We start from the raw sequence: 25,530 nt of genomic DNA on the forward strand, positions 1-25,530 counted from the left end.
GCCGGAACCCAGGTAAAATCGGTGGTTCTTGTGTGTATCGGCGTCGCACAATCGAGTACTTACCGCCCAGCACCACTGATCCGCGAGGAGAAATCTGTGATCACCGCGACCGACCTGGAGGTCCGGGCCGGAGTCCGCACCCTGCTGTCGGCCCCCGGACCGGCCCTGCGGGTGCAGTCCGGCGACCGGATCGGACTGGTCGGGCGCAACGGTGCTGGCAAGACCACCACGCTGCGCATCCTGGCGGGCGAGGGCGAGCCGTATGCCGGAAAGATCTTGCGCTCCAGCGATGTCGGCTACCTGCCGCAGGATCCGAAGGAGGGCAACCTCGACATCCTGGCCCGCGACCGGGTGCTCTCGGCCCGCGGCCTGGACACGCTGATCCGCGACATGGAGAAGCAGCAGGCGCTGATGGCCGAGGTGGCCGACGAGGCCGAGCGCGACAAGGCGGTCCGCAAGTATGGCCGCCTGGAGGAGCGTTTCTCCGCGCTCGGCGGCTATGTCGCCGAGAGCGACGCCGCCCGCATCTGCAACAGCCTCGGCCTGCCCGATCGGGTGCTCGCCCAGGCGCTGCGCACCCTGTCCGGCGGTCAGCGTCGGCGAATCGAGTTGGCGCGCATCCTGTTCGCCGCCTCCGACGGCAGCGGCGGGCGCTCCGACACCATCCTGCTGCTCGACGAGCCGACCAACCACCTCGACGCCGACTCGATCACCTGGCTGCGCGGTTTCCTGCAGAACCACGACGGCGGCCTGATCGTGATCAGCCACGATGTGGAACTGCTCGGCGACGTGGTGAACAAGGTGTGGTTCCTGGACGCGGTGCGCGGCGAGGCCGACGTCTACAACATGAGCTGGCAGAAGTACCTGGACGCCCGCGCCACCGACGAACAGCGCCGCCGTCGCGAACGCGCCAATGCCGAGAAGAAGGCGAGCGCGCTGCGCGTGCAGGCCGCCAAGCTCGGTGCCAAGGCCACGAAAGCCACTGCGGCACAGAACATGGCCAAGCGCGCCGACCGGTTGATCGCCGAGCTGGACGACGTGCGCGTGGCCGACAAGGTGGCCAGGATCAAGTTCCCCGAACCCGCCCCGTGCGGCAAGACGCCGCTGATGGCGGAGAACCTGACCAAGGTCTACGGCTCGCTGGAGATCTTCACCGGCGTCGACCTCGCGATCGACCGCGGCAGCCGGGTCGTGGTGCTCGGCCTCAACGGCGCTGGCAAGACCACGCTGCTGCGCATGCTCGCCGGGGTCGAACAACCGACCGCGGGCAACCTGGTGCCCGGCCACGGCCTCAAGGTCGGTTACTTCGCCCAGGAGCACGACACCCTCGACGACCAAGCCACGGTGTGGGAGAACATCCGGCACGCCGCGCCGGACGCGGGGGAGCAGAACCTGCGCAGTCTGCTCGGCGCGTTCATGTTCACCGGTCCCCAGTTGGATCAGCCTGCGGGCACGTTGTCCGGTGGTGAGAAGACTCGTCTCGCGCTGGCCGGGCTGGTCTCCTCGGCCGCCAACGTGCTGCTGCTCGACGAGCCGACCAACAACTTGGATCCCGTTTCGCGCGAGCAAGTACTCGACGCGCTGCGCACTTACGCGGGCGCGGTCGTCCTGGTGACGCACGACCCGGGCGCCGCGGAAGCGCTGTCGCCGGAGCGCGTGATTTTGCTACCGGACGGTACGGAAGACCATTGGTCCGCCGAATATTTGGAACTTATTCAGCTTGCGTGACTTTCATCACAAGAATCCGTTGATCACGGACCCTCGAGTGCTTAGCCTGGAAAGAGCTGCTCGGCGACTCGGAGGAAGCCATGAGCGACAGGCCAACGCAAGTCAAAGCCACCCTGGGTAAGGGAACACGCGTCACGGGGAAGTCCCGGGACCGCCTACAGACCCAGTTGAAGAAGCAGTACGAGGCAGGGGCGAGCATTCGCTCGCTGGCGCGAGCGACCGGTCGCTCCTACGGCTTCATCCACAATGTGCTGGTGGAGTCGCATGTGCAGCTCCGCAGCCGCGGCGGTGCGAACCGCCGTAAGAGCCAGTAGCGTCCGCAGAACTCGAAACCGGTTCGGCCGGTATGTTTTTCGACCGAACCGATGAGTTCGTTTGCCCCGGTGCGCTGGACTGGATCGAGGTCGACGACCCCGAGCTGGACGCGTACCTCGCCGAGCTGCTCGGTGCGGTGGACGCCCAGATCTTCGGCCGTGCCTCCTACGCGCTGCTCGCCCAGTATTGGCCGGGCGCGCAACAGGATCCGGCCACACCAGGCGACGCGCTGCTGGCACCACTGGTCAACGCGCTGCCGAAGATCGTGCTGTCCACCCGGCCGGACCCGGACCTGCCGTGGCAGCCCGCGCGCCGGATCGGCGCGGATCTCGCCGCCGAGATCGCCGAGCTGAAGAGCGAGCCGGGCAAGCCACTCGTCGTGTTCGCTGGTGCCCGGACCGCACAGGAGTTCCTGCGTCTCGACGCGGTGGATGAGCTTCGGCTGCTGGTGTTTCCGGTGCTGCTCGGCGCAAGCCAACGGCTGTTCGACGAGATGCCGGCGCAGCGGCTACAGCTGGCGGAGGTGGTTCCGTTCCGCACCTCGGGTGTGGTGCTGCAAGCCCACCGCCGTCAGTAGCCGCTGACCGAGCCGTCGCCGTCGACGAGCAGGTTGGCCAGACTGCGGAAAATGGGCAGGCCGGTCTTGATCTCCAGGTACGCGAACTGGCCCTGCGGGTTGACCTCGAGGAAGTAGTACTCGCCGTCGAGGCCGAGCCGAATGTCCAAGACGCCGAAGGACAATCCGAGCGCACCCATCAGCGTGGCAAGCGATTTACTCACCGACGCGGGCAGATGCTCGGGCACGAAGTCGACCGAGGTGTCCAGGCGGGAATCGACCCGGCCGACACCGGCCTGCGAGTCGATGCGCACCGTCCATTCGACGCCGTCCACCCAGACGACCCGCAGATCGCATTCGGCGTCGATGTAATCCTGGAAGGTGGTCGGCGCGGCGCGGATGCCCGCGAGCCTGCCGTAGTCGGCCTCGGTGATGATCCTGGTCTCGGCGAACTCGGCGCGGCTGGTCCCGGTGCGCTTGTAAATGACTGGGCCGGGCCGGGATTCGGCGAAACTGCGGGCCTCGTCCGGATCGTTGGTGATCAGCGTCTCCGGCACCGCGAACCCGGCCCGCAGCGCCGTCTCCAGCTGCACGATCTTGCGGGCCGCGGTGCGGTCGGCGCCGGGGTCGTTGATCCAGTTGGCCGGAATGGACCAGAGCATGCCCTGGATGAAGCTGTCGCATTCGGCCTGGCGGAACTCGTCGTCGGTGGCGCGGACCCCGCCGGGCACCTGGCACGGATGCGGGCGGCGCCACCAGACCGAGCGCACGTCGTCGAGTCCGATGAGATGCGAGAGCGAGCGTGCGGTGCCGAGCCGATCCAACCGGAAACTGCCCGACTCCCGCGGGAAGTCGCGCAGGTCGAGGTGAATCGCGCTGAGCGCGTGATGCTCTCGCAGCGTCGCCGCCATGGCGGTGGCGTGCAGGTCGTCGGATTCCGACACTACGAGGACCGAGCTCGCCCGGCGTGCCGTCATGCGCGCACCGCTCAGTCGAGACTGTCGCAGTTGATGCCATCGTCGCTGGTCGCGAACGACTTGGTCTGACAGTAGGTGTAGGTGGCGCCGTGCGCGCCGGTGAGGTCGGCGATGTTCAGGCGCTCGGCCCAACGCTCGGTGAGCTGCCGCAATTCTTCGTCGCCGCGCGCCGGGGAAGGTGTCTCCGGGATGGTCATCGGCCGATCGATGAGGTCGATGCGCATCTTGCGGGTGAAATCGGCGGTCGCACCGGCGCGGATGTCCACCACCACCTGGCGGCCGACGCGCACGGCACCGACGTCGCCGGCCGCGCTGACTCTGCCGGTCCGGGGTGCGGTGCCGTCGGGCAACGTCGTGATGCCATCGGGCACGCAGGAGAGTCCGTCGGTCAGCGGCGAATCGAGCACGCGAACGACATCGGACCGACGGAAAGTCCACGTTCCCTCGGGTACCCGGACGGTGATATCTCGGTCCGACTCCGCGACCAGCACACCCCGCAGCGGAGCAACGCGGTCACTCTTCGGCGCGGTTCCGGGAAGGCGGAGTGCGTCGGTCATAGCTCATTCTCCGATCTGAATCCGATCTGCTCGCGATTTGCCACGACCCCCGAGCGTGACTTGGATCATAACGCGCAGCTCGGCCGGATCGGATCGGTTCGAGAGATTTCACGGCCGGTGGCAAACCGAATTTCGAACCAGGATGCGCTAGCGCCGAAAGATTTTCGGTGCTCCGGACATGGCGAGAGCGCAACCGGTGAGCTATTTCCGGATGGAAAAATTGAGCCATATATTGCTCAGGGTTGGCGGCTGTGCATCTGCACTTGCCGATTCAAAGTCCGAGCAGGTCGGGCCGCTCGGCCAGCTCCGCGAAGCGTTCGCCCGGCGCGGCGACGAGCTTACGGGCGGTGAGGTCGAGCAGGCCGGTAATCGTCGATATCTCGGCCGCGACGGTGCCGTCGAGTTTGCGGATCTCGTGCCGGAACACAAACGTCTTGCCGGTCAGCCATTCGAAGTCGACCGAAACGGTCACCTCGTCGCCGCCGCGCAGCTCGCGCAGATACTTGATGGTGGTTTCCAGCACGACCGGTCCGACGCCGCTGGCGACGAGCTTTTCCTGCGGTGCGCCCGCCGCCCGCATGAGCTCCCAGCGCGCGTGCTCGGCGTATTGCAGATAGACAGCCTGGTTCAGGTGGCCTTGCGTGTCGAGTTCGTAACCGCGGACGACGATCGGGACGGAAAAGGTCATCTCCTGCGAACCTCCTGTGCGGCCGGGGTTGTTCCGACCTGCATCGACGGGTTGGTCACAGTCGGATTGTGCACGACCCTCAGCGGCGGTTGGCGTTGCGCTCGGCCCACCAGTTCGGCGCGTCGACGAAGTGGTTGTCGAATTCCTCCTGCGCCGCGGCGAGATCGGCCAGGGTGGATTCGCCCTTGGCGATGCGGTCGAGCAGTCGGAAGTATTCGAAGCGCTGCACGCCGGGCAGCAGCGCGATCATGATGCGCGCGGAGCTGTCGGGCGTGGCGCCGAAGGCGTGCGGCATGAACTTCGGCACCACGATCGAGCCGCCCGCGCCGACGGTGACGATCCGGTCGCCGGCCAGCAGTTGCAGTTCGCCGTCCGCGACGTAGAACAGTTCGTCGGAACTGGTGTGGTAGTGCGGTGCCGCGCCGTCGGCGCCGGGCTGCATGGTGACTTCGAGGGTGCTCAGTGTGCCGTCGGTGTCGGCGGAGTCGAGCAGTAGCCGCACGGTGACCGCGTCGGTGCTGAGAGTCTCGGCGTCCTGAGGCTGACGGATGGCGGCGTCGGTGCGAGGCGCGGTGATGCTCACTGGATCTCCAGGTAGTTCGTTGATTGATAATTCGCTACCGAACTATATATCAGCGAATAGAATCCTGTCCATGGTGGAGACGCGACAACTGATTTCGCACGCACATGGCTGACGCACCCGAGACCGCACCGGCCTCTGTTCGGCAGGCCTCGACCGGCAAAGGCCGTGACGTGATGGACGATCCCGTCGACGCGATCGTCGCGCAGTGGCGGCGCGAACGACCCGACTTGGAGCTGGAGGCCATGGCGATCGTCGGCCGCCTCGGCAGGCTGCTCGTCGTTGCGCAACGGGTGATCGAAGAGGTCTTCACCGCACACGGCTTGCAGCGCGGCGAGTTCGACGTGCTCGCCGCCCTGCGCCGTTCCGGCGAACCGTTCGAGCTCAACCCGTCCGTGCTCGCCGACACGCTGATGCTCTCCCGAGCGGGCATGACCGGCCGCCTCGACCGGCTCGAATCCGCGGGTCTGGTCCGCCGCATCGCCGACCCCGCCGACCGTCGCGCCGTGCGCGTCGCCCTGACCGACGACGGCCGCAAGCTCGTCGACAAGGTCGTCACCGCCCACACCGAAAACGAAACCCGCATGCTGTCCGTGCTGTCCGCGCACGACCGCCACGAACTCGACCGCATCGCTCGTGCACTGCTCGGCAGTCTGGAGCCGGGGGAGTAGCCGTCGAGTCGAAGGTGCCCTGCGGCAACGTTTTTCGTCCACTGCCCACTTCGGGTCGTTAGTCTTGGCGTGAGCGGCCGGTCCGCCTGCGCGGTCGGCCGGGGGTGAACTGACACCGGAAGGTGGGACGCGGTGATACCGGACATGGATCGCGCGGAGTTTTTGTCCTGGCTGGTCAAGGGCGCGGCGGGAGCGGTGGCGGGTGGACTGCTCGCGCAAGCCGCCGCCGGCGCCGATCCCGGCGCGCCCGAGCCGATCACGGTGCTTTCCGGGGCGACGGTCATCGACGGAACCGGGTCACCGCCGCGGCCAGACACGACGATCGTGCTCGCCGCGGATCGGATCCTCGCGGTGGGCCGGTATCCGGACCTGCCACGGCTGCCTGCGGTGCGCACACTGGACCTGACGGGCAAGTTCGTCATCCCCGGCCTGTGGGACATGCACACCCATATGGCGCAGGCGGAGAGCACCTTTCCGCCACTGCACGTCGTGCACGGCGTCACCGGTATCCGGGAGATGTGGGGCTTTCCCGAGATACACGACCTGCGGCGGCGCATCGAACAGGGCACGGTGCTCGGCCCGCGAATCGTCCTGGCGAGCAGCATCATCGACGGACCGCCCGGCATCTGGCCCGGTTCGACGGTGGTGTCGACCGAAGCCGAAGCGCGGGCGGCCGTCCGGCGGAGCAAGCACGAGGGTGCCGACTTCGTGAAGGTCTACTCGCTGCTGACCCGCGAAACATTCACGGCCATCGCGGACGAGTCACGCAGGGCCGGCTTGCCTTTCGCCGGACACGTGCCGCACCGCATCCCGGTGGCCGAGGCCGTCGAGCTCGGGCAGCACACCATCGAGCACCTGTACGGCATGCTGTTGTCCACCTCTTCGCGGACACCCGAGTTCTACGCGGAGATCAATGCCGGACCGGTGGATCCGAATACGCAGCGAGCGGATCGGGCCCGCATGGAACGCGCGGCGGCGGACTCGCACAGTCCCGAAGTCGCCGCGGCGTTGTTCGATCTGATGATCCGGCGCGGTGTCTGGCAATCGCCGACCTTGGTCGTCCTGGAACGCTTGGCGACCGGTGTGGCGCCCGGGCGTCCGGACGACGAGCGGTTGCGCTACCTGCCTGACTTCGTGCGCCAGTTCTGGCAGCAACGGACCGGCCCCGAGCCCGACGCCGCAGAGGTCACCATGCTGCGACGCAACTTCGACTCGCGGCTCGAACTGCTCGGCGCGATGAACGCTGCGGGCGTCGGCATCGTCGCGGGCACCGACGCGGGCAATCCCTTTGTGTTCCCCGGCTTTTCGCTGCACGAGGAGTTGGAATCCTTGGTGCGGGCGGGGCTTTCGCCGATGCAGGCGCTGCAGTCCGCCACCCGCAACGCCGCACGATGTGCCGGGCTGGACGCGGTCAGTGGCACCGTCGAAGTGGGCAAGCACGCGGATCTTGTTGTCCTGGACAGTGATCCACTCGCCGATATCGGCAATACCCGGCGGATCCACGCGGTGGTCTGCCGGGGTCGATATCTGGATCCGGCAAACCGGGAACGCATTCTGCGGGAGGTCGAGGCGGCCGCGCAGATCGAGTATCCGGCGCTGCCGACCGGTGGTCTGGGATTCGGCTCGTGTTGCGGCTAGGCCCTGTGTCGAAGCCCCATCCAGCCCCCGGATGTCCGGACTTCGACGCAGCGGCATCGGCGCGGTTCCGCATGCGCCGCCGTCCGCAGCCGGCGCTCAGTCCCGTCGACGCACCGAGGCTTCGACGAGATCCAATACCGCAGTGAGGTTTTCGTTGGTGTGCCCGGAGGCGATGCGGGCGATGAGGCCGTCCAAAACCAGGTCGAGGTAGCCGAGCAGGACATCGGTGGGGACGTCGTCGCGTAGGGCGCCCGCTGCTTTGCGGCGTTCCAGTCGGGCGAGCGTCGCGGCGGTGAGTTCGGCGGAGCGCTGCGTCCAGCCTGCGCGGAATTCGGGATCGGTGCGCAAGCGGCGCGCGATCTCCAGACGGGTGCCGAGCCAATTGAATTGCTCGGGGTGGGCGAGCATGTCGCGCATGACGCCGACGATGCCCTGGTTGGCCGCCACGTCGGCCATCCGCTCGGCGTCTTCCTGCGCCAGCGCGAGGAACAGTGCGTCCTTGTCCCGGAAGTGGTGGAAGATCGCGCCGCGGGACAGGCCGATCTCTTCCTCGAGGCGGCGCACCGTGGCGCCCTCGTACCCGTATTCGGCAAAGCATCGCCGCGCCCCGTCGAGAATCTGGCTGCGCCGGGCGGCGAGGTGATCATCACTGACTTTGGGCATAGCGGACGTGCTCCTCCAAGAGGTGTGAGAAGTCCGCGCACCGCGAAAACGCGGTGCGCGGACTCTCGACTAACGGCGAGTGCGTGATCAGCCGCGAATCATGTTGCGCAGCACGTACTGCAGGATGCCGCCGTTGCGGTAGTAATCGGCCTCACCGGGGGTGTCGATCCGCACCACCGCGTCGAAGGTGATCTTCTCACCGTTCTCCTTGGTGGCGGTGACCTTCAGGGTCTTCGGAGTCGCACCCTCGTTCAGCTTGGTGATGCCCTCGATGTCGAAGGTCTCGGTGCCGTCCAGCTTCAGCGACGCGGCCGACTCGCCGGCCGGGAACTGCAGCGGGATGACGCCCATGCCGATGAGGTTCGAGCGGTGGATGCGCTCGAAGGACTCGGTGATGACGGCCTTCACGCCGAGCAGCGAGGTGCCCTTGGCCGCCCAGTCGCGCGAGGACCCCGAGCCGTACTCCTTGCCGCCGAGCACGACCAGCGGGATGCCCGCGGCCTGGTAGTTCTGCGAGGCGTCGTAGATGAAGGCCTGCGGGGCGCCGTCCTGGGTGAAGTCGCGGGTGTAACCGCCCGAGACGTCGTCGAGGAGCTGGTTGCGCAGCCGGATGTTGGCGAAGGTGCCGCGAATCATCACCTCGTGGTTACCGCGACGCGAGCCGTAGGAGTTGTAGTCCTTGCGCTCGACGCCGTTGGACTCCAGGTACTGCGCGGCCGGGGTGCCCGGCTTGATGTTGCCCGCGGGGGAGATGTGGTCGGTGGTGACCGAATCGCCCAGGTAGGCAAGCACTCGCGCGCCCTTGATGTCGGTGACCGGCTCCGGGTTCTGCGGCATGCCGTCGAAGTACGGGGGCTTGCGCACGTAGGTGGACTGCGGATCCCAGGCGAAGGTCTTGCCCTCGGGGGTCTCCAGTCCACGCCAGCGCTCGTCGCCCTTGAACACGTCGGCGTAGGACTTGATGAACATGTCCTGGCTGATCGCGGAGCCGATGGTCTCCTCGATCTCCTTCGGCGACGGCCAGATGTCCTTCAGGAAGACGTCGTTGCCGTCGGAGTCCTGGCCCAGCGGGTCGGTCTCGAAGTCGAAGTCCATCGTTCCGGCGAGCGCGTAGGCGATGACCAGCGGCGGGGAGGCCAGGTAGTTCATCTTCACGTCGGGGGAGATGCGGCCTTCGAAGTTGCGGTTGCCGGAGAGCACCGCGGTGACCGACAGGTCGTGGTCGTTGATCGCCTTCGACACGGCCTCCGGCAGCGGGCCGGTGTTGCCGATGCAGGTGGCGCAGCCGTAGCCGACCAGGAAGAAGCCGAGCTTCTCCAGGTAGGGCCACAGGCCTGCCTTGTTGTAGTAGTCGTTGACGACCTGCGAACCCGGCGCCATGGAGGTCTTGACCCACGGCTTGGAGGTCAGGCCCTTCTCGACGGCGTTGCGCGCGAGTAGCGCGGCGCCGAGCATGACCGACGGGTTGGAGGTGTTGGTGCAGGAGGTGATCGAGGCGACCACCACGGCGCCGTGGTCGAGCACGAAGTCGCCGTACTCCTCCGAGGACACCTTGACCGGCTTGCTCGGCCGGCCGACGGCGCCGTTCGCGGCGGACGGGACCAGCACCGCGTCGTCGTCGGCGAAGGACAGCACGGCCGGATCGCTGGCCGGGAAGGACTCCTCGATGGCCTCGTCCAGGTGCGTGTGCGGGGTGGCGGCGGCGGGGCTGCCCTCCGCGTCGCTGGTGTAGTTGTGGATGTCCTTGCGGAACGCGGTCTTGGACTCCGACAACAGGATTCGGTCCTGCGGGCGCTTCGGGCCCGCGATGGAGGGCACCACGTCGCCCAGGTCGAGCTCCATGTACTCCGAGTACACCGGCTCGTGCTCGGCGTCGTGCCACATGCCCTGTTCCTTGGCGTACGCCTCGACCAGCGCGAGCTGATCGTCGGTGCGGCCGGTCAGGCGCAGGTAGTCGATGGTCACCTCGTCGATCGGGAAGATCGCTGCGGTGGAACCGAATTCGGGGCTCATGTTGCCCAGGGTGGCGCGGTTCGCCAGCGGCACCTCGGCGACGCCCTTGCCGTAGAACTCGACGAACTTGCCGACCACGCCGTGCTTGCGCAGCATGTCGGTGACGGTGAGCACCACGTCGGTGGCGGTGACACCGGGCTTGATCTCACCGGTCAGCTTGAAGCCGACGACGCGCGGGATCAGCATGGAGACGGGCTGGCCGAGCATGGCCGCCTCGGCCTCGATACCGCCGACGCCCCAACCCAATACGCCGAGGCCGTTGACCATCGTGGTGTGCGAGTCGGTGCCGACGCAGGTGTCCGGGTAGGCCTGGCCGTTGCGGACCATCACGGTGCGGGCCAGGTGCTCGATGTTGACCTGGTGCACGATGCCGGTGCCCGGGGGGACGACCTTGAAGTCGTCGAACGCGCCCTGGCCCCAGCGCAGGAACTGGTAACGCTCACGGTTGCGGGAGTATTCGATGTCGACGTTGCGCTCGAGCGCGTCGGCGCGGCCGAACACGTCGATGATCACCGAGTGGTCGATGACCATCTCGGCGGGCGCCAGCGGGTTGACCTTGTTCGGGTCGCCGCCGAGGGTGGCCACGGCCTCGCGCATGGTGGCGAGGTCGACGATGCAGGGCACGCCGGTGAAGTCCTGCATGATCACCCGGGCCGGGGTGAACTGGATCTCGATGCTCGGCTGGGCCGACGGATCCCAGTCCGCGATGGCGCGAATGTGATCGGCGGTGATGTTCGCGCCGTCCTCGGTGCGGAGCAGGTTCTCCGCGAGGACCTTGAGTGCGTAGGGGAGTTTCTCGGTGCCGGGCACGGCGGAGAGGCGGAAGATCTCGTAGGAGTTGCTTCCGACCTCGAGGGTGCCCTTGGCGCCGAAAGTATCGATACTTGTCGTCACGTCAGCTCCACTCGTCTGTGAGGGTTGGCCGTCGGCGGGGCTGTGCCAACGGCTGGTTTTTTCGAGCGACCTGCAAGCAGTCGCTACGGATGGTCTTTGCAGGTGCTCCAGCGCCGGAGGGCGCCGGTTCCTCGCGCTATGACCTTAACAGTACGCTTGTCCTGTGAGGCGCACGGGGGCGGCTGGGGTACCGGACGCCACCGCCGACGGCGATCCACACCGGGGCGCGTCGCGTGCCGTGTGCGCGTGCTCCGACTCTCCGTCGCGTACTGTGCTTTCGGAGCCAGCCGGGTGGCGTTGAGCTCACCTTGCAGTGTTGGATGCACGTCGCTTCGGATGCCGATGCGGCTCGACAGACCGGATGGAAGATGACCGTCTCGCACACCTCGGTTTTCACACCCATGGCCGCCGGCCTGCCGCCGAATATCACCGAGGACACCGTCACCACCATCAATGCCGACCTGGCCGACAACCACGTCGCCACGGTGGACGGCAAGGATCAGACGGAGTTGGCCGCGGTCGCCGCCGACGCGCGGGCGGACGGCATCGCGCTGAGCATCGTGGTCGTTCCCGGTAATCCAGGCCACGATTCGAGCCTACGGGACCTGGCCACCGAGGTCGGCAAGACCCAGCACGGCACTGTGGTGGTGCTGAGCGACGACTGGGTGGGCACCTACAGCGACACCATCTCCCGGGTCCGCCTGGAGTGGGCCGAGGACACCGCGAAGTTCAAGGGTGGCGCGCACTCCGCCGAAGCCGCACGGCTTTTCGTGGACAAGCTGGAGCAGCCGGAGAGCGTGTCCTATACCGCGATCACCGGTGTGTTGCTCGTCGGCACCGCTGCCGTCGTGGCCGGGCTCTACTTCGTGAAGTCGCGTCGGCGCGGCGAACCCGCCACGCCGGTGGACGTTTCCGGCGCCGACCCGCGCTAGGGACCCCTACCGCATAGCTGGTTTCGAACCAGCTACTTTCCCTGACGACCGGTATGTTCTACCGGCCGGAAACCTTTGCCATATCCGGCTAATTCCAGGCAAAGGAAAAATTACCCGCCTGACATTCTGTGGCTGGAGTTCCCTTGGTGACGGAAGTGTCGTACGGTCGTGTAGTTGCTGATGGGGAAGAAGGGTTGTCAGGGGTTATCTGCCGACCATCGCCCGTGTTAGAGCGCTTGCGAGTCTGCGGGCACGGGGCCGCTGGTCCGGTCGATGCTCACGAGCGTTGCCGGAGTCGGGTCCTTGGGAGGTGCGATGCGCAATCACCGCGAGGTGGCCTATCGGCGTCCACTGGTGATCGCTCTGGGGTTGCTGATGACCACCGCCCTGCTCCTGGCCGGTCCCGCGGTCGCGGTGCCGCCCGCCCCGCCGAACCCGAGTGACGGCGAGATCGCCGATGCCGGAGCACAAGTCGACGCGGGCGTGACCGAGGTCGGTGCGCTGATCAATCAGGTCGCGGTGGTCGACCAGCAGCTGCAGCAGCTCGACGGCGAGGTCGCCCGCAAGCGCGAAGAGGTGAACAAGGCCCTCGTCGATCTGCAGAACGCGCGCGACGCCGCCGACGCGGCCGCCGCCTTCGTCGTGCAGACCGAGCGTGAATTGGCCGATGCCGGAACGCGAGTCGGTGCCGCCCGGCGCAACTTCGACCAGTTCGCCGCCCAGGCCTACACCCGCCCGGCCGCCGAATCGATGGTCGTCTACCTAGCCGCGGCCACCCCCGCTGCCGCCCTGGACCAGGCCCAACTACTAGCCCTGGTCTCGAAAAACCAGCAGCAGGTGCTCGACGGCCTACGCCGCGCCCAGGTCGACCAGGGCAACAAGAATTCCAGTGCGCGCCAAGCGAAGTCGGCGGCCGATGCCGCCGCCGCGGCCGCCGAGCAGGCCAAGATCGACGCCGAGCATGCCGTCGCCGCCGCCAAGGCCGCGCTGGACCAGCAGACCGTGCAGCGCGACAACCTGTTACGCCAGCGCCAGGATGCGCAGGGCCGCTTGGACTTCGCGCGCCAGCACGTCGCCGGACTGGAAGGCCAGCGCGAGGCCTATCTGACGTGGGACCAGCAGCGCAGGGCCGAGGAAGCCGCCGTGCGCGCCGCCGCCGCGGCAGCCGCGGCTCGCGCCGCCGCCGACCAGAACGCCCAGGGGCGCGCCGGCCAACTCGGCGAGGGGAAACGCCCGCACACCCAGCTCGAGAATTCACCGCGACCGCGCCAGAGCACCCCGCGTCCGAGCTTGCCGTCCATCGGCGGCTCCGCGGCGATCGAGACGGTGGTCGACCGCGCCATGTCCCAGCTCGGCGTCATCTACGCCTGGGGCGGCGGCGACGAGGACGGTCCGACGCTCGGCATCCGCGACGGCGGCGTCGCCGACAGCTACGGCGACTACAACAAGGTCGGCTTCGACTGCTCCGGTCTGATGATCTATGCCTTCGCCGGAATCGGGGTTTCGCTGCCGCACTACAGCGGCTACCAATACAACATGGGCACCCGGGTGCCGGTGGACCAGCGCGCCCGCGGCGACATGCTGTTCTGGGGGCCCAACGGCAGCCAGCACGTCGCGCTGTATCTCGGCGACGGGCAGATGATCGAGGCGCCGGAATCGGGGTCCGTCGTCCGGGTGACGTCGGTCCGCGAAGGTGGGATCATGCCGTACGCGGTGCGTATCGTCGGCTGACGCGTCGCGGTGAATCGGACATCGAAAGCTTTGAATTCCCTTCATGTCGGGTCCGGTTGCGGCACATACGGCCATTACCTGGAATAGTTGTGGCAGCACGCACAGGACCAAGGCGAAAGCGGGGATGTTGGTGGCTTCGACAGACGGGGTGAGCGAGCGCAGCGAGCGAACCGAAGGTGCAGCGCGTCCCGCGTACAGCGGAGGCGAGCGCCAGCGAGCCGAAGCTGTGAGCGGGGCGAATTTGGCGAAAGATGCGCCTGCGTCCCAGCCGAGCACCCTGGAGCGTGACGTCCAGACGCTGGAGAAGGCGATATACGAGGTCAAGCGGGTTATCGTCGGCCAGGATCGCCTGGTCGAACGGCTGCTCGTCGGCGTGCTCGCGCGTGGTCATGTGCTGCTCGAAGGTGTGCCGGGCATCGCGAAGACGCTGGCCGTGGAGACCTTCGCCAAGGTCATCGGCGGCTCGTTCTCCCGGGTGCAGTTCACCCCGGACCTGGTGCCCACCGACCTCATCGGTACCCGTATCTACCGGCAGGGCCGCGAGGAATTCGACACCGAGCTCGGCCCGGTCGTCGCGAACTTCGTGCTCGCCGACGAGATCAACCGCGCGCCCGCGAAGGTGCAGTCGGCCTTGCTCGAGGTGATGGCCGAGCGGCACGTGTCGATCGGTGGCAAGACCTACCCGATGCCGAACCCGTTCCTGGTGATGGCGACGCAGAACCCGATCGAGAGCGAGGGCGTGTACCCGCTGCCCGAGGCGCAGCGCGACCGCTTCCTGTTCAAGGTCGTCGTCGACTACCCCTCGGTCGAGGAGGAGCGCGAGATCATCTACCGGATGGGTGTCACCCCGCCGGAGGCGACGCGCATCCTGACCCCGGAGGAGGTCGTCCGGCTGCAGCAGGTCGCGGCCAGCACCTTCGTGCACCACGCGCTGGTCGACTACGTGGTCCGGGTGATCGCGGCGACCCGCAAGCCCGCCGACTTCGGCATGCAGGACGTGGCCAGCTGGATCGCCTACGGCGCCTCCCCGCGCGCCAGCCTCGGCATCATCGCCGCGGCCCGCGCCGTCGCGTTGATCCGCGGCCGCGACTACGTGGTGCCCCAGGACGTGGTCGAGGTGATCCCGGACGTGCTGCGGCACCGGCTCGTGCTGTCCTACGACGCGCTGGCCGACGAGATCAGCCCGGAGGAAGTGATCAAGCGGGTGCTGCAGACCGTCGGCATGCCGCAGGTCGCCCCGCAGGCTGTTGCACCGGGTGCGTCCGCCGCGCCCGCCGTCGGTGCGCCGCAACAGGTTTCGCAGCAGAACGCGCCGCAGCCCGCTCAGCACCCGCAGCAGCAGAGCGTCCCGCAGCCCGTGCCGCAGCCGCCGAACGGGCAGCAGTCCCAGCCCGCCGGCAACGTTCAGAACAAGTGACCGCGGCGCCGGAACCGTCTCCAGCAGTGTCCAGGTCTCCGCACGCTCCGCCTTCGTTCCACGCGGGCGAGCTGACCGATCCGCGCTTGGCCGCGGCGCTGAAAACGCTCGAGCTCACGGTGCGCCGCAGGCTCGACGGCGTGCTGCACGGCGATCACCTCGGCCTGATCCCCGGCCCCGGTTCCGAGCCGGGCGAGGCCCGCACCTATCAGCCGGGTGACGATGTGCGGCAGATGGATTGGTCGGTCACCGCCCGCACCACCCATCCGCACGTGCGCCAGACCATCGCCGACCGGGAGCTGGAAACCTGGATGGTCGTCGACCTGTCGGCCAGCCTCGACTTCGGTACCGCCTACTGCCAGAAGCGCGACCTGGCGATCGCCGCCGCGGCCGCCATCACCCACCTCACCAGCGGCGGCGGCAACCGGATCGGCGCCGTCGTGGCGACCGGCGAGGAACTGGTGCGGGTGCCCGCGCGCAGCGGACGGGTGCACGCCCAGTCGCTGCTGCGCAGCATCGCGACCACCCCGCACGCCCGCGACGGCGTGCGCGGTGATCTGCGCGGCGGCATCGAATCGCTGCGCCGCCCGCAGCGCAAACGTGGACTGGCGGTCATCATCAGCGACTTCCTTGGTGACATCGACTGGCAGCGTTCGCTGCGCGCCATCTCGGCGCGGCACGACCTGCTCGCGGTGGAGGTGCTCGACCCGCGCGATCTCTCGCTGCCCGACGTCGGCGACGTCGTCCTGCACGACCCGGAGACCGGGCGCACCCGCGAATTCAGCGTGACGCCCACGCTGCGTGCCGATTTCGCGGCCGCCGCGCAGCGGCACCGGGATCAGGTCGAACAGGCGTTGCGCAGTTGCGGCGCGCCCGTGCTCACCCTGCAGACCGACCGGGACTGGATCTCCGACGTGGTCCGGTTCGTGTCCACCCGGCGCCACAGCTTCGGCGCCCCGACCGGGCGGGTGCCACGCCAGTGAGTATTTCGCATTTCACCGCATCGCTGTGGCTCGGCTTTCTGGCCGTTATCGCGTTGATCGCGCTGGGCTATGTGCTGGTTCAGCGCAGCAAGCACAAGCACATGCTGCAGTTCAGCAACATGGAACTGCTGGAGAAGGTCGCGCCGACGCGACCGAGCCTGTTCCGGCATGTGCCGATCGCGCTCATGGTGATCGGACTGGTGTTCTTGACGATCGCGGCGGCGGGGCCGACCGCGGTGAAGAAGGTGGCGCGCAACCGGGCGACCGTCATGTTGGTGATGGACGTGTCGCTATCGATGGAGGCGACCGATGTGCCGCCGAGCCGGATCGAGGTCGCGAAGAAGGCGGGCAAGGAGTTCGTGGACGGCCTGCCGGAGGGCCTCAACATCGGGTTCATCACCTTCGCGGGCACGGCCTCGGTGATGGTGACGCCGACGACCAACCACGAGTCCGTCAAGGCGGCGATCGACAACGTGAAGCTCGCCGAGCGCACGGCCACCGGTGAGGGAATCATCACCGCACTCAACGCGATCGATACCCTCGCCTCGGTGCTCGGCGGCGCCGCCGAACCGCCGCCGGCACGGATCGTGCTGATGTCGGACGGCAAGCAGACCGTCCCCGCCTACGAGGACATGGACAATCCGCGGCACGAGTTCGTCGCCGCGCGACTGGCCAAGAACAAGAACGTCCCGATCTCGACGATCTCGTACGGCACCAAGTGGGGTGTCGTCGAGATTCCAAGGGAAGGCGGCGGCACCGACAAGGTGAAGGTGGAAGTCGACGACGAGGCGATGCGGGAGATCGCGCGGTTGTCCGGCGGCGAGTTCTACTCCGCGTCCACCCTGCAGGAACTGAGCAAGGTGTACGACACCCTCGAACAGCAGATCGGCTTCGAACTCACCAGGGGCGATGCGAGCAGGCCGTGGTTGCTGCTCGGGCTGCTGATCACGTCCGCAGGTGTGATCATCGGGCTGCTGTATCGCCAGCGTCTGCCGTAGCAGCGAAGCGCCCAGTCCCGCTGGCACATCAGCTTTTAGCGACGTGCGGCATGGTCGTCCGTGTCGTCTCGCCCGGGCGAAGCTGTTCCCGCACTGGGATTCACCGCGACGGTGTCGTCGTGGTGCCCCAGCTGCTGACCACCGGTGGGTCCGGCGGCGGCCGGGTGTGTTCAGCGATACCCGGCGATGCCGGCACCATTCCTGGTGTCGGCATCACTCGTCTGTGCGGCCCGGGACGGTGGCCGGGCGGGTCGTAACCGTCTGATCCGACCAGGTAGGTTGTTGCCCATGTCCAACATCACACCGCGGTCCGTCCTGGTGACGGGCGGTAACCGTGGCATCGGTCTCGCAGTCGCACAACGCTTGGTCGCCGACGGTCACAAGGTGGCTGTCACGCATCGCGGATCGGGGGTGCCGGACGGGTTGTTCGGCGTGAAATGCGATGTGACCGACAGTGCTTCGGTCGATGCCGCGTTCACCGAGATCGAGGAGAAGCAGGGTCCGGTCGAGGTGCTCGTCGCGAATGCCGGCATCACCGATGACACGCTGCTGATGCGGATGACCGAGGAGCAGTTCACCAAGGTCATCGACGCGAACCTGACAGGCGCGTTCCGTTGCGCCAAGCGGGCCAACCGCGCGATGCTGCGGGCGCGCTGGGGCCGGATGATCTTCCTCGGCTCGGTGGTCGGCCTCGGCGGCGGCCCCGGCCAGATCAACTACGCCTCGTCCAAGGCCGGTGTCATCGGTCTGGCGCGCTCGATCACCCGTGAGCTCGGTTCGCGCTCCATCACCGCGAATGTCGTCGCGCCCGGCTTCATCGAGACGGATATGACCGCGGACCTGCCGCAGGATCTGCGGGACACCGCCAAGAAGTTCATCCCGCTGCAGCGCCTCGGCCAGCCGGAAGACGTTGCGGCCGTGGTCAGCTTCCTGGCCTCCGAGGACTCCCGCTACGTGTCCGGCGCGATCATCCCGGTCGACGGCGGCATGGGCATGGGCCACTGACCTGACGCCACGGCGGCCTGCGAAACCTCGACGGCCGCAAGCAATCCACACACGACTCCAGGAGAACCGAAAACACATGGGCGGACTGCTCGAAGGCAAGACCATTCTGGTCACCGGCATCATCACCGACTCGTCGATCGCGTTCCACGCGGCCGCCGTCGCGCAGGAGCAGGGCGCGAAGGTGATCATCACCGGCATTCCGGAGCGGCTGCGGCTGATCGATCGGATCGCCAAGCGGCTGCCGCAAGAGGTCCCCCCGGCCATCCCGCTCGACGTCACCAACGAGGAGAACCTCGGCGAGCTGGCGGACAAGGTGCGTGAGCTGGCGCCCGAGGGCATCGACGGCGTGCTGCACTCGATCGCGTTCGCGCCGCGCACCCTGATGGGCCCGGAGGCGCGTCCGTTCCTCGACGGCCCGGGCCCGGACGCGGCCAAGGCCTTCGAGATCTCGGCCTGGAGCTACGCGTCGCTGGCCCGCGCGGTGCTGCCGGTGATGAACGAGCGCGGCTCGATCGTCGGCATGGACTTCGATCCGCGCACGGCGATGCCGTACTACAACTGGATGGGTGTGGCCAAGGCCGCGCTCGAGTCGGTCAACCGGTACGTGGCGCGCGAAGTGGGCGCCGCCAAGAAGATTCGCTCGAACCTGATCGCCGCGGGCCCGATCAAGACGCTGGCCGCCAAGGCCATCGCGGGCACCGCCACCGACGACGCGGCCAAGCTGAATCAGCTCAACCAGTACTGGGACGGCGCCTCGCCGATCGGCTGGGACGTCGACGACCCGACGGTGGTCGCGAAGTCGATCGTCGCGCTGCTGTCGGACTGGCTGCCCGGGACGACCGCGTCGATCATCTACGTCGACGGTGGAGCCAGCCACAACACCTGGTTCCCCGAGGGCATGTCGATCAACTGAGCCGCCGAGGAGGCATTGTGGTCCGGGCTGTCGACGCACTTCTGCTGCTGTCCTTCGGTGGCCCGGAACGGCCCGAGGACGTGATGCCGTTCCTGGAGAACGTCACTCGGGATCGCGGCGTGCCGCGCGAACGTCTCGAAGAGGTCGCCCAGCACTACCTGCACTTCGGCGGTGTCTCGCCGATCAACGCGCTGAACCGGGACATCATCGCGGCGGTCGAGGCCGAATTGGTCACGGCCGGTATCGATCTCCCGGTGTATTTCGGCAATCGCAATTGGGCTCCGATGGTGGAGGACACCGTCGCGCGGATGGCCGCCGACGGTGTCCGCTCCGCGCTGGTGTTCCCCACCTCGGCGTGGGGCGGCTACTCCGGGTGCCTGCAGTACCACGAGGACATCGTCAGGGCGCGAACCGCTTTCGGTGACGGTGCGCCGGACCTGGTCAAGGTGCGCCAGTATTTCGATCATCCGTTGCTGATCGAGGCCTTCGCCGACGCCATTCGCGCTGCGCAGCAAGGACTTCCGGCCGATCGCCGGGATGGCGCGCGGTTGGTCTTCACCGCGCACTCCATTCCGCTCTCCGCCGATACGGCCGCGGGTCCGCCCGCCGACGGTGGTCACCTGTACAGCCGTCAGGTCGCCGAGGCCGCCCGCTTGGCCGCCGCCGCAACCGGTTTCACGGATTACGACGTGGTCTGGCAGTCCAGGTCCGGCCCGCCGCAGGTGCCGTGGCTCGAGCCCGACATCGTTGATCACCTGGACGATCTGGCGGCCAAGAATGTCGAGTCGGTCGTCGTCTGCCCGGTCGGCTTCGTCTCCGATCATCTCGAGGTGATCTGGGATCTGGACAACGAGGCCAAGGAGAAAGCCGCCGAACTCGGCATGGCCTTCGCCCGCGCCGCCACTCCCGGCACCGATCCGCGCTTCGCCGCGCTGGTCGTCGAACTGATCGACGAGCAGCTCAACGACACCGCTGCCCGGCACCTCGGCGAGGTTTCCGGTTTCGGCTGCACCCTGAACGGCACGCCCTGTGCGGTCGGTTGCTGTGCGCCGCAGCGCCGAGTTGTGGCCGAAAGGTAACTCCAATCGGGTTGCGATAGCATGCATTCGCCTTCGGAGAAGCCGAAGCGGGGTGCAAGGAATGAATTCGATGATCTATACCGAAATGTTGACCAACACCGGATTGCTGGATCCGCAGGTGTGGTCCGACCAGAACGTCTGGACGGCCGCCCTGGAAACCAGTGAGGCCAGGCGCCGGGGTAGCCGTAGCAAGGGGGGCGGCTCGTGGGTAGTGGGCCTGGTGTGCTTCGGGCTGGTGGTAGTCGGTATCGGGCTCATCATCTGGCTGTCGGCCCGTAAGAAGAACAACCAGAACGGCCAGGGACAGCTGCCGCAGCAGGGCAACGGCGGGCAGCCGTATCCGCCACAGCAGCCGTATGGCGGACAGCAATATCCAGCGCAGCAGCAGTATTCGCCGCAGCAGCAGTATCAGGGACAGCAGCCCTATCCCGGGCAGCAACAGCAGTACCAGCAGCCCTACCCGGGGCAGCAGTATCCGCAGCAGCAGCCGTACACGCCGCAGCAGCCGTATCCGGTGCAGCAGCAGTACCCGCCGCAGCAGCCGTATCAGCACTGAGCCGCGTGGGGGCGAGGCGCAAGCGTAGTCGTGCAGCGGCTTCCGGCGATCAGAACAGTACGGCGGACAGCTTGGTGTACACGCCGGGGAAACCCGGACGCGCGGCACCCTTGCCCCACGAGGTGAGCCCGACCAGGCGGCCGTCCACGAGAAGTGGCCCGCCACTGTCGTATTGACCCGTATCGGCCACGGTCGAACCGGCGCACAGCATGTCGCGCGGATCGAACGCGGTGCCGTAGGCCGCGGCGCATTCGGCGTCCGGCACGAGCGGGACGGTCGCGGTGCGGAGGTGGGTGTTGGATTCGTCGGCTTCGGACGTGGCGCCCCATCCGAGGATGGTGCCGGAGTTCGATTGGGGGACGGCGACTTCCAGCATCGGTCCGGGTTGGGGACGGTCGAGGGTGAGGATGGCGAGATCGTTGTGATGAACGGTCTCGCCGTCGACATCGGAGTCGTGGAAGTCGGGGTGCACGCGAATGTCCTTGACGTGCACCGTGACTCCCGTCGACTCGCGCAGCTCGGTGCGTCCGAAGGTGACGGTGAGGGCTTGGGGGACCTGCTCGGCCAGCGCGACACAGTGCGCCGCGGTGAGGAGTTGATCCGGCGCGATGAGCGCACCGCCGCAGAACTGCCCGGAGGGGCGCGTGAGAAACAACGGACTGCCGACAGCGGCGAGCCACGGATAGTCGCTCGCTTCGGTTTCCGCGCCGCCGACAATCGCAGACGCAGGTGCCCCTGGTAGCCCGAGGGCGATCAACGCGGCTGTGAGTGCCGCAGCGCCACGATGGCGAAGGTCCATGTCATACCTCCTGCTGGAGGGATCGGATGGTCGGCCCATTCAACCAGAAGCTGGATGGTCGCGGTCGTGTCCCCAGGTCGCGGCCGGGTAGGGCGGTGTTACCTAGTCGGCGCTGGGTATCGAGCTGACGGGAGCGCGCGGCTCATGGCGTGCTGCGCGCCGCCGCGTGGATGGCGACCAGCCGCGCCGCGCGGATCGCGTCCCACAGCGGGCGCAGCAGCGACTCCTGCGCGCCGATCGCGCTGGCCGAGGTCGGTGAGGATGCCGGTTCCCGTTGCGCCACCGTGAGTATGGCGGCGACGTGATCGGCGGTATCGAGAATCTTCCTGGCGCGCAACGGAATCGAGTCCGGGTAGTCGTGCCGGGAGTAGTCGGCGAGCTCGGCCTCGATGAGTTCGCGGGGGTCCGATTCGGCCGAGCCGACCGAGGTGGTGTGCAGCTGCAGCAGGGCGTCGGCGGCATCGCGAACCGCCTCGCGCATCGCGTATTCGGCCTCGCCGAGCGACATGTCCTGGCCGGGCGCGGGCGGGATCGGCGTGCTGTAGACCGACCACTGGAGCGTGTCCTCGTCGGTCCACTGCGGGATGAGGCCGGTGCCCTCGGTGCCGGGCACCCCGATCAGCAGGCCCTCCTCCGCCTCGATCGCGTCGGCGGCGAAGGCGGTGCCGGTGGGCAGGCCGCGTACGTCGCCTGGCACCGGAAGCACCAGCCGCAGCTGGGCGCCGGGCTGGGCCATGCTCTCCCGAATCACCTTGAGCAGCGCCATCATTCCGGTCCCGGGCAGGTTGCCCCTGGACGACCACGGCAGGTCGGTGCGACCACCGGTGACCGGATCGCCCGCGGCGATGGTGTGCTGGGGCGCCCACGCGTGCAGGGCCGCCAGGACGTCGTCGGGCGCGCTACAGCCGGCCAGCCAGGAGCCGGCCCACACCGTCAGCGTGGCACTAGGAGAGCACATAATTATCGAGCATAAAGGGTGACGGTTATTCGCGGGCATTCCCGCGAACGGCATTCCTGAGCAGCGACGCGAGTCACTCGCGCGGACCTGCTATTCCGGTTCGGTGACGAAGTCGATCAGGCGCTCCACCGCCCCGATGAGCGGCGCCTCCAGGTCGCGGAACGATTCGACCGCGCCGTAGACCCGCCGCCAGCCCTCCTGCGGGGTGCCCCAGCCCAATCGATCACAAATGCCGGTTTTCCAGTCTTCGCCGCGCGGCACCTGCGGCCAGGCGGCGATCCCGACGGTGGCCGGGCGCACCGCCTGCCAGACGTCGATGAACGGATGTCCGGTGACCAATACGTTCGGGCCGAGCCCGGTGGTGAGCTGGGTCTCCTTGGATCCGGTGACCAGGTGGTCGACCAGCACCCCGACGCGGCGGCCCGGTCCCGGCTCGAATTCGGTGAGCCGCTCGGCGAGATTGTCCAGACCCTCCAGATGCTCCACGACCACGCCTTCGACCCGCAGATCGTGCCCCCACACCCGCTCGACCAGCGCGGCGTCGTGCACACCCTCCACCCAGATCCGGCTGGTCCTGGCGACGCGCGCACGCAGACCCTCGACCCTGGTGGAGCCGGAAGCCGAGCGAGTGGGCTGCTTCGGCGCGGTGGCGGTCGGCTTGATCAGCGTGACCGGCTCGCCGTCGATGAGGAACGCGGCCTCGCGCAGCGCGAACAGCCGCACCGCGCCGCGCGCGTCCTCGAGCTTCACGAACTCACCGTCGTAGCTGCGATCGAAACCCACCACGGCGCCGCAGAATCCGCTGGCCGCGTCCTCGACCACCAGGTCGCGCTCCGCCGTAACCCGCGGGACCACCCGCTTCTTCGCTCGGGAGTGTCCGGAGAAAATGTCGCCGCCATAGCTGTCATGCCCGCTCACCCGCTCGAAGCTAGCACCGCCGCTGGCGATTTCAGTACTGCGACGCGGCCGATATGGCCGCGCGACACGCGTGCGCGATTCGTGATCACCCGAGATCTGTAGTCGTGTCAGTGCCGCCCGTGATCATCACCGGCGCACTACAGTGGTTGCGTGGCCGCAATAATTTGGCTGGTCGCGGGCATCTTGCTCGCGGCGGCGGAAATGCTCACCGGGGACCTGACGCTGATCATGCTCGGTACCGCCGCGCTGGGTACCGCGGGCGTCAGCGCGATCGCGGGCACCTCGCTGGTGGTCGATGCCGTCGTCTTCGGGGTGCTCACGCTGGTGTTGTTCCTCGGGGTGCGGCCGATCCTGCGCCGCCGCTTCGGCACCCCGCCGCCGACGCCGACGAACGTGGATGCGCTGCAAGGTAAATCGGCGCTGGTGCTGGAAGAGGTGGCCGCGCATGCCGGCCAGGTGAAACTGGGCGGGGAAGTCTGGACCGCCCGGCCGATGGACGAGTCCGAGGTGTACGAACCCGGTACGAAGGTGTATGTCATGAGGATCGAAGGCGCGACCGCCATCGTCTGGAAGGGGCCGTAAATGGCTGTACTGATCGTTGCCGCTGTACTCGTGCTTTTGGTCGTGGTGGTGGTCTTCAAGTCGATCGCGCTGGTACCGCAGGCGGAAGCGGCGGTGATCGAGCGGCTGGGCCGGTATTCGCGCACGGTGTCGGGGCAGTTGACGTTCCTGGTCCCGTTCGCCGATCGCATTCGCGCCAAGGTGGATCTGCGCGAGCGGGTGGTGTCGTTCCCGCCGCAGCCGGTGATCACCGAGGACAACCTGACGCTGCTCATCGACACCGTGGTGTATTTCCAGGTCACCAGCCCGCAGGCGGCGGTCTACGAGATCAGCAACTACATCGCCGCGGTCGAGCAGCTCACCGTCACCACGCTGCGCAACGTGGTCGGCGGCATGACCCTGGAGCAGACGCTGACCTCCCGCGATCAGATCAACGGCCAGCTGCGCGGCGTGCTGGACGAGGCGACCGGCCGCTGGGGTCTGCGCGTGGCCCGGGTCGAGCTGAAGAGCATCGACCCGCCCGCGTCCATCCAGGAGTCGATGGAAAAGCAGATGAAGGCCGATCGTGAGAAGCGCGCGATGATCCTCACCGCCGAGGGCACCCGCGAATCGCAGATCAAGATGGCCGAGGGCTCCAAGCAGGCGCAGGTGCTCTCCGCCGAGGGCGCCAAGCAGTCGGCGATCCTGGAGGCCGAAGGTGAACGGCAGAGCCGCATTCTGCGCGCGCAGGGTGAGCGGGCCGCCTCCTACCTGCAGGCACAGGGTCAGGCCAAGGCCATCGAAAAGGTCTTCGCCGCAATCAAGAACGGCAAGCCGACGCCGGAACTGCTTGCCTACCAATACATGCAGACGCTGCCGATGGTCGCGCGCGGCGACGCCAACAAGGTGTGGCTGGTGCCGAGCGATTTCGGAAAGGCCCTCGAAGGCTTCGCCACCAGCTTCGGCGCCAAGGGCGAGGACGGTATTTTCCGCTACGAGCCGCCCGCCTCCGACGGTGAGCCGACCAAGGTGGAGGACGACTCCGACGACGTCGCGGACTGGTTCGACACCGCGCCCGACCCCGCCATCGAGCGCGCGGTCCGTGCGGCGGAAGAGACCGCCCGCAAGCCGGTGGATGACCTGATGGCCGCGCCGCCGGTCACGCCCCGCCAGGCGTCGCCGCATCAGTCGGTGATTTCCTCTGCGGAAAAGGCGTATCCGCCGCCGCAGGAAGAGCTTCCGCAGCCGCCGCCGCAGCAGCAGCCGCCGCAGCAGCCGCCGCAGCAGGAGGGTCAGCAGCAACCGCCGCAGCAACAACCGCAGCAACAGCAGCCGCCGACCTACCGGTCCGACGACCCGCACGGCAGGCCGTGGCAGCCGCCGGAGAACTTCTCCAAGTAGGCAGTATCTCGACATAAGTG

The 25,530-nt window shown here is 67.7% G+C and carries 25 protein-coding genes; 16 read left to right on the forward strand and 9 right to left on the reverse strand.

The genetic code is table 11. The features are described from left to right. Positions 1 to 96: 96 nt before the first annotated feature. From IBX18_RS36270 to IBX18_RS36280, 3 genes are all read left to right on the forward strand, one after another. Positions 97 to 1,728, forward strand: a complete 1,632-nt coding sequence (locus tag IBX18_RS36270; RefSeq protein ID WP_194837980.1) for an ABC-F family ATP-binding cassette domain-containing protein — start codon at positions 97 to 99, stop codon at positions 1,726 to 1,728. Between the two features lie 80 nt (positions 1,729 to 1,808). After that, complete coding sequence (locus tag IBX18_RS36275) at positions 1,809 to 2,042, forward strand: helix-turn-helix domain-containing protein (protein WP_040736162.1); 234 nt, start codon at positions 1,809 to 1,811, stop codon at positions 2,040 to 2,042. A 32-nt stretch (positions 2,043 to 2,074) separates the two neighbouring features. Then, complete coding sequence (locus IBX18_RS36280; RefSeq protein WP_194837981.1) at positions 2,075 to 2,620, forward strand: dihydrofolate reductase family protein; 546 nt, start codon at positions 2,075 to 2,077, stop codon at positions 2,618 to 2,620. Here the strand turns inward: IBX18_RS36280 and IBX18_RS36285 are convergent. The 4 genes from IBX18_RS36285 to IBX18_RS36300 all read right to left on the reverse strand — a co-directional run bounded on the left by IBX18_RS36285 (position 2,614) and on the right by IBX18_RS36300 (position 5,398). Further along, on the reverse strand, positions 2,614 to 3,576 hold the full coding sequence (locus IBX18_RS36285) for a hypothetical protein (RefSeq protein WP_194837982.1): 963 nt from the start codon (positions 3,574 to 3,576) through the stop codon (positions 2,614 to 2,616). The genes IBX18_RS36280 and IBX18_RS36285 overlap by 7 nt on opposite strands. Positions 3,577 to 3,587: 11 nt before the next feature. Continuing rightward, a complete protein-coding gene (locus tag IBX18_RS36290; protein ID WP_194837983.1) occupies positions 3,588 to 4,133 on the reverse strand; it encodes a hypothetical protein in 546 nt (181 codons plus the stop codon). Positions 4,134 to 4,404: 271 nt separating this feature from the next. Beyond that, on the reverse strand, positions 4,405 to 4,821 hold the full coding sequence (locus IBX18_RS36295) for a thioesterase family protein (protein ID WP_194837984.1): 417 nt from the start codon (positions 4,819 to 4,821) through the stop codon (positions 4,405 to 4,407). Positions 4,822 to 4,900: 79 nt separating this feature from the next. Continuing rightward, positions 4,901 to 5,398 (reverse strand): cupin domain-containing protein, encoded by a 498-nt coding sequence (locus IBX18_RS36300; protein ID WP_194838166.1) that lies wholly within the window; start codon positions 5,396 to 5,398, stop codon positions 4,901 to 4,903. A gap of 110 nt (positions 5,399 to 5,508) precedes the next feature. Here IBX18_RS36300 and IBX18_RS36305 point away from each other — a divergent pair, with 110 nt between their 5' ends. Together IBX18_RS36305 and IBX18_RS36310 are read left to right on the forward strand one after the other, a co-directional pair. Then, entirely contained in the window at positions 5,509 to 6,072 is a 564-nt protein-coding gene (locus IBX18_RS36305) for a MarR family winged helix-turn-helix transcriptional regulator (RefSeq protein WP_228542349.1), read from the forward strand. 144 nt (positions 6,073 to 6,216) lie between these two features. Further along, a complete protein-coding gene (locus tag IBX18_RS36310) occupies positions 6,217 to 7,710 on the forward strand; it encodes an amidohydrolase family protein (protein ID WP_194837985.1) in 1,494 nt (497 codons plus the stop codon). A gap of 96 nt (positions 7,711 to 7,806) precedes the next feature. Here IBX18_RS36310 and IBX18_RS36315 read toward each other — a convergent pair whose 3' ends face one another. Then, the gene (locus tag IBX18_RS36315; protein ID WP_147132001.1) at positions 7,807 to 8,373 is read right to left on the reverse strand and encodes a TetR/AcrR family transcriptional regulator; all 567 of its coding nucleotides are present in this window, start codon (positions 8,371 to 8,373) and stop codon (positions 7,807 to 7,809) included. Positions 8,374 to 8,460: 87 nt separating this feature from the next. Beyond that, positions 8,461 to 11,280: an aconitate hydratase gene (locus IBX18_RS36320; protein ID WP_194837986.1), complete on the reverse strand. Its 2,820-nt coding sequence runs from the start codon at positions 11,278 to 11,280 to the stop codon at positions 8,461 to 8,463. A gap of 368 nt (positions 11,281 to 11,648) precedes the next feature. Here IBX18_RS36320 and IBX18_RS36325 point away from each other — a divergent pair, with 368 nt between their 5' ends. From IBX18_RS36325 to IBX18_RS36365, 9 genes are all read left to right on the forward strand, one after another. Beyond that, positions 11,649 to 12,212, forward strand: coding sequence for a DUF6676 family protein (locus IBX18_RS36325; RefSeq protein WP_147132007.1), 564 nt, complete (start codon positions 11,649 to 11,651; stop codon positions 12,210 to 12,212). 315 nt (positions 12,213 to 12,527) lie between these two features. Continuing rightward, positions 12,528 to 13,943 (forward strand): NlpC/P60 family protein, encoded by a 1,416-nt coding sequence (locus tag IBX18_RS36330; RefSeq protein WP_194837987.1) that lies wholly within the window; start codon positions 12,528 to 12,530, stop codon positions 13,941 to 13,943. Between the two features lie 127 nt (positions 13,944 to 14,070). Further along, positions 14,071 to 15,360 carry a MoxR family ATPase gene (locus tag IBX18_RS36335; RefSeq protein ID WP_228542373.1) on the forward strand — a complete coding sequence of 430 codons (1,290 nt, stop codon included), beginning with the start codon at positions 14,071 to 14,073 and terminating at the stop codon, positions 15,358 to 15,360. A gap of 26 nt (positions 15,361 to 15,386) precedes the next feature. Beyond that, positions 15,387 to 16,343, forward strand: a complete 957-nt coding sequence (locus IBX18_RS36340; protein WP_194837988.1) for a DUF58 domain-containing protein — start codon at positions 15,387 to 15,389, stop codon at positions 16,341 to 16,343. After that, positions 16,340 to 17,341: a VWA domain-containing protein gene (locus tag IBX18_RS36345; protein ID WP_147142384.1), complete on the forward strand. Its 1,002-nt coding sequence runs from the start codon at positions 16,340 to 16,342 to the stop codon at positions 17,339 to 17,341. The genes IBX18_RS36340 and IBX18_RS36345 overlap by 4 nt, the downstream gene beginning before the upstream one ends. A gap of 288 nt (positions 17,342 to 17,629) precedes the next feature. Further along, the gene (fabG1, locus tag IBX18_RS36350; RefSeq protein WP_135231926.1) at positions 17,630 to 18,346 is read left to right on the forward strand and encodes a 3-oxoacyl-ACP reductase FabG1; all 717 of its coding nucleotides are present in this window, start codon (positions 17,630 to 17,632) and stop codon (positions 18,344 to 18,346) included. Between the two features lie 76 nt (positions 18,347 to 18,422). Continuing rightward, positions 18,423 to 19,259: an NADH-dependent enoyl-ACP reductase InhA gene (gene inhA / locus IBX18_RS36355; protein WP_147142381.1), complete on the forward strand. Its 837-nt coding sequence runs from the start codon at positions 18,423 to 18,425 to the stop codon at positions 19,257 to 19,259. A 17-nt stretch (positions 19,260 to 19,276) separates the two neighbouring features. Continuing rightward, positions 19,277 to 20,338 carry a ferrochelatase gene (locus tag IBX18_RS36360; protein ID WP_194837989.1) on the forward strand — a complete coding sequence of 354 codons (1,062 nt, stop codon included), beginning with the start codon at positions 19,277 to 19,279 and terminating at the stop codon, positions 20,336 to 20,338. 70 nt (positions 20,339 to 20,408) lie between these two features. Further along, positions 20,409 to 20,894, forward strand: coding sequence for a hypothetical protein (locus IBX18_RS36365; RefSeq protein ID WP_194837990.1), 486 nt, complete (start codon positions 20,409 to 20,411; stop codon positions 20,892 to 20,894). A gap of 49 nt (positions 20,895 to 20,943) precedes the next feature. Here IBX18_RS36365 and IBX18_RS36370 read toward each other — a convergent pair whose 3' ends face one another. The 3 genes from IBX18_RS36370 to IBX18_RS36380 form a co-directional block, all read right to left on the reverse strand. Then, positions 20,944 to 21,693, reverse strand: coding sequence for a serine protease (locus IBX18_RS36370; protein WP_194837991.1), 750 nt, complete (start codon positions 21,691 to 21,693; stop codon positions 20,944 to 20,946). 142 nt (positions 21,694 to 21,835) lie between these two features. Beyond that, the gene (locus IBX18_RS36375; protein WP_194837992.1) at positions 21,836 to 22,651 is read right to left on the reverse strand and encodes a hypothetical protein; all 816 of its coding nucleotides are present in this window, start codon (positions 22,649 to 22,651) and stop codon (positions 21,836 to 21,838) included. Positions 22,652 to 22,741: 90 nt separating this feature from the next. After that, complete coding sequence (locus IBX18_RS36380) at positions 22,742 to 23,569, reverse strand: DUF3097 domain-containing protein (protein ID WP_147142369.1); 828 nt, start codon at positions 23,567 to 23,569, stop codon at positions 22,742 to 22,744. Positions 23,570 to 23,719: 150 nt separating this feature from the next. Between IBX18_RS36380 and IBX18_RS36385 the strand changes: the two genes are divergently transcribed. Both IBX18_RS36385 and IBX18_RS36390 read left to right on the forward strand, forming a co-directional pair. After that, complete coding sequence (locus IBX18_RS36385) at positions 23,720 to 24,151, forward strand: NfeD family protein (protein WP_194837993.1); 432 nt, start codon at positions 23,720 to 23,722, stop codon at positions 24,149 to 24,151. Continuing rightward, complete coding sequence (locus IBX18_RS36390; RefSeq protein WP_194837994.1) at positions 24,152 to 25,510, forward strand: SPFH domain-containing protein; 1,359 nt, start codon at positions 24,152 to 24,154, stop codon at positions 25,508 to 25,510. Positions 25,511 to 25,530 lie beyond the last annotated feature (20 nt).

This window comes from Nocardia sp. XZ_19_369, from assembly GCF_015355715.1.
GTDB lineage: Bacteria > Actinomycetota > Actinomycetes > Mycobacteriales > Mycobacteriaceae > Nocardia.